This is a genomic window from Limosilactobacillus panis DSM 6035 (assembly GCF_001435935.1).
Taxonomy (GTDB): domain Bacteria; phylum Bacillota; class Bacilli; order Lactobacillales; family Lactobacillaceae; genus Limosilactobacillus; species Limosilactobacillus panis.
In genome coordinates this window covers 1-8,981 of record NZ_AZGM01000043.1, presented here as the reverse complement: position 1 = coordinate 8,981, position 8,981 = coordinate 1, and the positions used below count along the sequence as shown (strand labels likewise).

Annotated in this window: 5 protein-coding genes and 1 pseudogene; 5 read left to right on the top strand and 1 reads right to left on the bottom strand. The window is 53.1% G+C overall.

Annotated features, from left to right (window positions below):
* The first annotated feature begins 203 nt into the window (after positions 1–203).
* Positions 204–1,545, top strand: a pseudogene (locus FD32_RS03185) (glutamate--cysteine ligase).
* An 81-nt stretch (positions 1,546–1,626) separates the two neighbouring features.
* On the opposite strand, the gene FD32_RS03180 reads toward FD32_RS03185, so the two are convergent.
* A complete protein-coding gene (locus FD32_RS03180) occupies positions 1,627–2,352 on the bottom strand; it encodes a gamma-glutamyl-gamma-aminobutyrate hydrolase family protein (protein ID WP_047769833.1) in 726 nt (241 codons plus the stop codon).
* A gap of 145 nt (positions 2,353–2,497) precedes the next feature.
* On the opposite strand from FD32_RS03180, the gene jag reads away from it, so the two are divergent.
* The 4 genes from jag (at position 2,498) to asnB (ending at position 8,909) form a co-directional block, all read left to right on the top strand.
* Entirely contained in the window at positions 2,498–3,298 is an 801-nt protein-coding gene (gene jag / locus FD32_RS03175; protein WP_047769832.1) for an RNA-binding cell elongation regulator Jag/EloR, read from the top strand.
* Positions 3,299–3,441: 143 nt separating this feature from the next.
* Positions 3,442–4,830, top strand: coding sequence for a tRNA uridine-5-carboxymethylaminomethyl(34) synthesis GTPase MnmE (gene mnmE, locus FD32_RS03170; protein ID WP_047769831.1), 1,389 nt, complete (start codon positions 3,442–3,444; stop codon positions 4,828–4,830).
* An 8-nt stretch (positions 4,831–4,838) separates the two neighbouring features.
* The gene (mnmG, locus tag FD32_RS03165; RefSeq protein ID WP_047769830.1) at positions 4,839–6,785 is read left to right on the top strand and encodes a tRNA uridine-5-carboxymethylaminomethyl(34) synthesis enzyme MnmG; all 1,947 of its coding nucleotides are present in this window, start codon (positions 4,839–4,841) and stop codon (positions 6,783–6,785) included.
* A gap of 204 nt (positions 6,786–6,989) precedes the next feature.
* A complete protein-coding gene (gene asnB / locus FD32_RS03160; protein WP_047769829.1) occupies positions 6,990–8,909 on the top strand; it encodes an asparagine synthase (glutamine-hydrolyzing) in 1,920 nt (639 codons plus the stop codon).
* Positions 8,910–8,981 lie beyond the last annotated feature (72 nt).

Sequence of the window (8,981 nt, the reverse complement as noted above, 5' to 3'; positions counted from 1 at the left end):
AAAAGCCGAAGCTGACGCAGCTCCGGCTAGTTTTCGTGCTTTCAAGTTTCAGTTATTAATATTAAAATCACGACCTAGTTCAAAAAAGCGGGGTCGTGATTTTTTTTAATAAACAATTGCTGATAAACGCTTGTCAATAGGGCGCTACTAGGGTAGCTTATTAAAATAAAATGAGATTATTTTAATAAAGGGAGGCGCTAGCCATGTTTAGCCGGATTGGAGAAGCAATTTATGAAAGTGAAGCAGTCGCCAAGACCTCAGACTTTACCGTTGGTTTGGAGATTGAAATGCAGCGGATTGATGAGGCGGGCAACCTCAGCCAGGAGCCCTATCCGGCCGGAATTGGCGATGAGCAGACGAACCCGTGGATTACCAACGACTTCCTGGAGACGATGTCGGAAACGGTGACCCCGTCTGCCAAGCATTCCCTTGACGCGATGCACTACCTTTACCGCCTCAATAACTGCCTCCGATCGGCGTTGGCACCGGGGGAGATGCTGTGGCCCCTATCAATGCCGCCGCGCTTACCAGAAGACAAGAGTAAGTTGGTTTTAGCCAAGATGGGGCCGAAGAAGGAAGCCTACCTGAAGGAGTGGGCCAAGCGGCACGGTTACTCACAGGGGACACCGTGTGGGGCCCACCTCAGCCTGAGTATTGACCAGCACGTCATTGACCTGGTCCTCCAAAAGTTTCCGGACTACTTTAGTGATGAGCGGGCCGTCCGCAACCACCTCTACACCGTGGTGGCCCAGGGCTTTGTCCGCTACCGCTGGCTGCTGACCTACTTATTCGGGGCCAGCCCGGTGGCTGAGGCGGGCTACTTTGATAAGGATGACTTCCTGGCCCATCCCCTCCGGAGCATTCGCCAGAGTAAGTACGGCTTTGGAACCAAGTTCAAGGGCGACTACACCAACCTGACGGCCTACATTAACCGGATTGAAGAGGGGGGTTAAGTAGGGGATTTTGACTTCGAACTATGAATTCCATGGTCCCGTCCGTTTTAAGGGAAATCGTAACCTAAAAGACTTACCGAAAAAGGGGATTGAGTACCTCGAACTGCGGATGCTGGACCTCGACCCGAGTAGCTCGGTTGGAATCCGCACCGGGACCGTCCGCTTCATCCGTCTGCTGGCGAGTTACTTTATCATGCATCCGGCAATGAAGGAGTCAGAGGTTACGCCCCTGCTTGATAAGGCCAACCAGATGAACCAGATCACGGCGGCCGAGGAACCGACCGCCCCGAGCAGGTACCAGGCGACCGCCCTGGCAATCATCCGCCATCTGGAACACTATGCTAACCAGATCCAGTTGGGGCCGGAATATTCTGAAATCTTGGAGGATTTTGAGGACCGGGTGGTGAACCCGATGACAACGCCAAGCGCCCGCCTGTTGAACTATGTCCAGGACGGGTCACTGGAAGAATACGCCCTGCGCCGGGCGCGGCGTTACCAGCGGGCCGCTCTGGAGACCCTCCACCCCTTCCGTGGCTTTGAGGACGGTCGGATCTACACTGCAGATGAGCTAAGAAAAGAATTGGCTTGGTAAGGAAAAATATACAGTACACGAAGAGGCCTTTAGCGGGCGGATTTCCGAACGCTAAAGGCCTCCTTTTATTGGTATTATTGATTATGGCCTGGCGGTGGCCTGTTTGATGAGGTCCGCAAACAGGTTCTGCGAATACTGGTAGTGCTTAAACATGTTTTCCGGGTGCCACTGGACAGCTAGGACCTGGTCATTGGCCGTTGATTCAACCGCCTCAGGTACCTGGTCATCGGCCACCGCGGTAACGTGGAGGGCCGGGGCAATCTTATGTAGGGCCTGGTGGTGGCGGGAGTTGACGTAGGGTCGGCGGCCGACCAGTTTGAACAGACGGCTGTCCTCGTCAACGGTGACGTGGTGGGAAGGCAGGTTGCCCGGGGCATCCTGGGCGTGCTTGAGTGTCTTCCGCGGGTCTTCGGAAAGGTCCTGGTAGATCGATCCACCCAGGGCGATATTAATCAATTGCATCCCCCGGCAAATGCCCATGACCGCCTTGTCCGCAGCCAAGGCCTGCTTTAAGAGGGCAATTTCAAACAGGTCCCGTTTCCGGTAGGTGGTCCCCAGGTTTTGGTGGGGTTCTTCATTGTAAAAGGTCGGGTCAACATCGGCGCCGCCGGCAAAGATAATGCCGTCGAACAGACCCAAGTAGTCCGCCGCCAATTCAGGTTCAACACTCGGAAAGATGACGGGCACCCCACCAGACTTGACGATGGCTTCAATCAACGGGCGGGGCGCAAAGGCGGCGTTTCGCTCGTTAATAATGTTGGTTGCTTCGGTTAGGGTATCGGCTGGAATGGCAATTCGTGGTCGCATAGGCGCCCTCCTTTGTTTCTAATCAAAATTTAATATGTATTATAAATGAAAATCCGGGCCCTGCAAAGGAGGTATTTCCCGGGAAATGAAATTCTGAAAAGGTGGTATCCTTAGTAAAGGACACTAATTCGGGGAGGAAATATTTATGGTCGTTTATACGGGCAAGACAATTAAAGAAGCAATTCAAGTCGCCAGTCGGTCCCTACACAAGCCGGAAAAAGAACTAAAGGTCGAAATCATCGACCAGCCACGGAAGGGATTTTTGGGTATCGGCCGGCGCCCAGCAAAGATTGAGGCAACGGTAAAACCGCCCGTTGTGAAGAAGGCGGCAACAACCGTCAAGGCACCGGTTATCAAGAAACCCAAAAAGGATGTAAGCATGCAGGCACCGGTTGCCAAGGAAGTTGACGTCCCGACCAATGATGGCAAGCAGGGGAGCGACCAGGACCCGGCCGTAATTGCGGCCCGCCACGAAGCCAACCTTCGCCACACCAGAAATACGGGGCAGCAGTTGACCGTATACCTCAAGAAGGTCTTTAGTACGCTGGGGATTGAGACCAAGCCCGAAATCAGCAAGGTGGCCGCCCACGCAATCACAATCGACATCAAGACGGTGCAATCTGGCAAGGTGATTGGCCACCACGGCCGGCGGATCAACGCGATGGAGCAAATCAGTGCCGCCTTTATGAACTACCACGGGGCGCCCAAGACGGCAGTTATTTTAGACACGTCTAACTACCGTCAACGACGGCAAGCCGCCCTCCACGAAATTGCGGAACGGGCGGTTACCGAAGTAGTTGCTAGTGGCCAGGCGGTTTATCTGGACCCGATGCCGGCGCGGGAGCGGAAGCAATTGCATCGCGAGTTAGAGGACAACGACCACGTACGGACGTACTCCCATGGCCGCGACCCCTACCGGAGCGTTGTAATTGCGCCTAAGGACTAGTTTTCGATTGACAATCGCTCACGAAGAATTTAGAATATGGGCGATTATAAAGATTGAGTTGTTAAAGTAGTGAAAGTGCTTTGACCATGTTTGCTGTAGCTGACGTGGACTAGCACTTTTTTTATTGAAGGGAGCATCGACTAGTGGCGAATAGTGAAAATGATACAATCGCGGCGATTTCAACCCCAGTTGGTGAGGGTGGTATCTCAATCATCCGGATTAGCGGGGACGACGCGATCCCAGTGGCCCAGAAGATTTATAAGGGGAAGAACCTCGCTAAGGTCCCGACCCACACGATTAACTACGGGCACATTATTGACCCTGATACTAAAGAAGAGGTCGACGAGGTAATGGTGTCGGTAATGCGGGCCCCCAAGACTTACACCTGTGAGGACGTTGTTGAAATCAACTGCCATGGTGGTCTCTTAGCAACCAACCGGATCCTGCAGCTGGTCTTAAGCTACGGTGCCCGGATGGCTGAACCTGGTGAGTTCACCAAGCGGGCCTTTCTAAACGGCCGGATTGACCTTTCCCAGTCGGAAGCGGTCATGGACCTGATCCGGGCCAAGACTGACAAGTCGATGAAGGTGGCCTTGAACCAACTTGACGGGGACCTCTCCCGGCTGATCCGCCACCTCCGTAAGGATATCCTCAATGTCCTTGCCCAGGTCGAGGTCAACATCGACTACCCGGAATACGACGCGGTTGAGGAAATGACCACGAAGATGCTGAAGGAAAAGGCCGTTGACATACAGCAACGGATTCAGGCCCTCTTGAAGACGGCCAAGCAGGGGAAGGTCCTGCGTGAGGGGCTAGCAACGGCCATCATTGGTCGTCCCAATGTCGGGAAGTCAAGCCTGCTGAATTCCTTGCTGCACGAGGATAAGGCCATCGTGACCAACGTGGCGGGAACGACCCGGGATGTCATTGAGGAATACGTTAACGTCAACGGGGTTCCCCTCAAACTGATCGATACCGCGGGAATTCGCCATACGGAGGACACGGTTGAAAAGATCGGGGTCGAACGAAGCAAGAAGGCCCTCGATGCGGCCGACTTGGTCCTGCTCCTCATCGACAGCTCGGCACCGTTGACCGCGGAGGACCGGGAACTGTTGACCGCCACCAAGGATAAGAAGCGGATTGTGATCCTCAATAAGACGGACTTGCCGCAGAAGGTCGACTTAGCAGAACTGAAGCGGTTAATCGGTGGGGCGCCCCTGGTAGAAACCTCGATTGTTAAACATGAAGGGATGGACCAGCTCGGCCAGAAGATCAGCCACATGTTCTTCAACGAAGGGATTGAGAGTGGCCAAAACACGGTAATGGTCACCAACGCCCGTCACATTGGCCTCCTCCACCAGGCCAACGATGCACTAAACGATGTGTTGAAGGGAATCAACGATGGGATGCCGGTCGACCTGGTCCAGATTGATATGACCAGGTGCTGGGACCTCTTGGGAGAAATCACCGGTGATTCTTACCAGGATGAGCTCCTTGATCAATTATTTAGTCAATTCTGTCTAGGAAAGTAGGGAAGATTGTGAAGTCAAGTGAATCATTGAAAAACTCAGATGCCGTCGAATACGAGGGCGGCACTTACGATGTCATTGTTGTCGGTGCGGGCCACGCCGGAAGCGAAGCGGCCCTGGCGGCGGCCCGGATGGGGAACAAGACCCTTTTGATCACCATCAGCCTGGAAATGATCGCCTTTATGCCATGTAACCCGTCAGTGGGGGGACCTGCCAAGGGGATTGTCGTCCGGGAAATCGACGCCCTCGGTGGTGAAATGGGTCATAACATCGACAAGACCTATATCCAAATGCGGATGCTAAACACCGGTAAGGGACCAGCTGTCCGGGCATTACGGGCCCAGGCGGACAAGCACGCCTACCACCGGCAGATGAAGTTGACCATGGAACGGGAACCAAACCTGACCCTCCGTCAGGCCACCGTTGACCAGCTGATCGTTGAAGACGGTGTCTGCAAGGGGGTAATCACCAACACCGGGGCCCGCTACCATTCAAAGACCGTTGTCCTGACGGTGGGAACGGCCGCCCGGGGAAAGATCATCATCGGTGAACTGCAGTACCAGTCGGGCCCTAACAACGCGAAGTCGGCGGTTAAACTTTCCGAAAACCTGGAGCAGCTCGGCTTTGATCTAGAACGGTTCAAGACCGGGACGCCACCGCGGGTTAACGGGAACACCATTAACTTTGACGAGACGGAAGAACAGCCCGGAGATGTTCAACCGCACCACTTCAGCTTTGACACCCCAGACAGCAAGTATATCGCCGTCTCTGACCAGCTAGCCTGCTGGTTGACCTACACTAACCCGACGACCCACGGAATCATCCGGGCCAACCTGAACCGGGCACCAATGTTTTCCGGCGTTATCAAGGGGGTTGGGCCCCGCTACTGCCCATCGATTGAAGACAAGATCGTGCGTTTTGCCGACAAGTCCCGCCACCAGGTCTTCCTGGAACCAGAAGGTCGGGATACGGATGAGTATTACCTTGACGGGGTTTCCACTTCGATGCCCGAAGAGGTCCAGCAAAAGATTGTGCACTCTATCAAGGGGTTGGAGAAGGCCTCACTGATGCGGCCGGGATACGCCATTGAGTATGATGTCGTGGCCCCTTACCAGCTGCACCCGACCCTGGAGACGAAGATTATCAAGAACCTCTACACCGCCGGTCAGACCAATGGATCTTCTGGCTATGAAGAGGCGGCCGGTCAAGGAATTATCGCTGGAATCAACGCGGGACTCCGGGCCCAAAGCAAGAAGCCGTTTGTCCTCAGCCGGTCCGATGCCTACATCGGGGTCATGATCGATGACCTAGTTACCAAGGGCACCAAGGAACCGTACCGTCTGCTGACGAGTCGGGCAGAATACCGGCTGATCCTCCGGCACGACAATGCTGACTTCCGGCTGATGGAAAAGGGGCACGCGATTGGCTTAGTTAGTGACGCCCGCGTGGCCAAAATGGAAGCTAAGAAGAAGCAGGTAGCGGATGAAATTAGCCGGCTGAAGGCCATCAAGTTCAAGCCGAGTGACGACCAGGTCAACGACTTTATCGAATCCCACGGTGACAACCGCCTGAAGGATGCGGTTAGTGCGGCCGACTTTATTAAGCGCCCGTACGTCGACTACCAGACCCTTTTGCGATTCATCCCGGCCCCGGCTGAGAAGCTGGACCGGCACGTAATTGAGCAGGTAGAAATCCAACTCAAGTACGCCGGCTACATTAAGAAGGAAGAGCAAAAGGTTGAACGGATGAAGCGGATGGAAGCTAAACGGATTCCGGACGATATCGATTACGAAGACATCGATGGCTTGGCAACGGAAGGCCGGCAGAAATTGGAGAAGATCCGGCCGGAAACCCTGGCCCGGGCTTCCCGGATCTCCGGGGTTAACCCCGCCGACCTGGCAATCTTGAGTGTCTACATCCGCCAGGGGAAGTTCTCAAAGAAGGATCACGAGAAATAATTTCCCGGGAAATAATAAACATTATGAGTCCCAGCACTTGGGAGAAATCCAGGTGCTGGGACCCATTTTAGCCTTATGCAGATCTTAATATCTGGTGAAACTAGGGTGAAATCCCTTGACGTTGGGCTGAGTATGTTATAATTAGGTTTCGAGTTAATTCGTGACGAAATATTTTAATTCTTAAGAAAGAAGAGGGACTTTGCAATGTGTGGAATTGTTGCGTTTGTTGATAACGAAAAACCACAACTAAAAGATACTTTAATCGAAAAGATGAAGGATCGAATCATTCACCGGGGCCCCGACGCCGAAGGGAAGTACGTGGATGATGACGTGGCCCTCGGTTTCCGGCGACTCGGCTTCGTTGATCTGAAGTCTGGTAACCAACCAATCTTTAACGAAGATAACACCAAGATCATCGAATTTAATGGTGAAATCTATAACTTCGAAGAGCTACGGGCCCAACTGATTGAAAAGGGGCACACCTTTACCACCCACGCCGATACGGAAGTAATCCTGCACGGTTACGAGGAGTGGGGGAAGGACATCCTGCAAAAGCTGCGGGGGATGTTCGCCTTCATCATCTGGGACACGAAGAAGAAGGAAATGTTCGGTGCCCGGGACCACTTTGGTATTAAGCCGCTCTACTACGCCCAAATGAATGGGACCTTCTTTGTCGGCTCCGAAATCAAGGCCTTCCTTGACCACCCGAACTTCAAGATGGAGTTAAACAAGCGGGCCCTGAAGTCTTACATGACTTTCCAGTACAACGTTACCCAGGAAACCTTCTTCAAGGGTGTTTTCCGTCTGCCAGAAGCCCACTACTTCACTTACAAGGACGGCAAGTTCGATATGGAGCAGTACTGGGACGAAGACTTTGACCCGAAGAATGAGACTTTTGACGAGGCCGTTGACAACATTGATGACGTGGTCAAGAACTCCGTTAAGGCCCACACCTTTGCCGATAAGGGAATCAAGGTTGGTTCCTTCCTGTCTGCCGGGGTTGATTCCAGTCTGGTAACCGCCCTGATGCGGCCCAACAACACCTTCTCAATTGGGTTTGACAGTGGCTACGATGAAACCAAGCAGGCCCGTGAATTGGCCGCCAAACTGGACCTCAAGAACACTGATAAGCTGCTGACGGATGAGGAGGCCTTCAAGACCTTCCCACTGATTCAGTACTACCTGGACGAACCGGACTCTAACCCATCGGTTGTGCCGCTTTACTTCTTAAACAAGTTGGCTAAGGATAACGGCTACAAGGCCCTCTTATCTGGTGAAGGGGCCGACGAATTGTTTGCGGGATACACGGCATACGGCTTCAACACGAAGGTCAAGTTCATTCGCTGGATCACTGACCAGCTGAAGAAGCTGCCAAAGGAAAAGCGTTACAAGCTCGGTGAATGGCTGGAAGGCAAGCACTTCCACTGTTCCGAACACCTCTACCGGAACCTGGCCCCGGCCCGGGAGACATTCATTGGCCAAGCCTACATCTTTAGTCCGGAAGAAGCGAATGAATACCTGAAGCCGGAATACCAAGACGGCCCATCCATCGTCGACCTGCTTAAGCCGCTCTACGACAAGTGTGACGAAAAGAAGGACATGAACGAAGTGGCCAAGAAGCAGTATGTGGACCTGCACCGTTTCATGCCAGGTGATATCTGCTTAAAGGCCGATAAGATGAGTATGGCTAACTCCGTGGAGATCCGGGTGCCACTCCTTGATAAGGAAGTAATGAAGGTTGCGGAAACGACGCCAACCAACTATCTCTTTAACTACAAGGGTACTAAGTGGGCATTCCGGATGGCCGCCAACCGGCACCTGCCTGAGGAATGGGCAACCCGGCCAAAGCTTGGCTTCCCAACCCCAGTCCGGGAATGGTTGCACGAAAAGAAGTACTACGAAGTTGTGCGGAAGATGTTTGAACAGGACTTTGTTAAGGAATTCTTCGACCAGGATAAGCTGCTGAAGCTGGCAGATGACAACTTCGCGGGCAAGATTGACGGACGGCGGAAGATCTGGACGGTTTACACCTTCTTAGTCTGGTACAAGCTGTACTTTATCGATAACTTCAAGCTTGATGAATCAGGAATTGATAAGGCTAAGGCAACGGCTGCTGAAGCATAATAATATGAGAGGCTGGGAGAAAATGAAGTGCCCCATAATTGTTGGACAAAGGATCCAATGATTGTGAGGTAC

Coding starts and splice junctions, on each gene's coding strand:
- FD32_RS03180 (WP_047769833.1), bottom strand. CDS start 2,352: ATGCGACCACGAATTGCCATTCCAGCCGATACCCTAACCGAAGCAACC.
- asnB (WP_047769829.1), top strand. CDS start 6,990: ATGTGTGGAATTGTTGCGTTTGTTGATAACGAAAAACCACAACTAAAA.
- jag (WP_047769832.1), top strand. CDS start 2,498: ATGGTCGTTTATACGGGCAAGACAATTAAAGAAGCAATTCAAGTCGCC.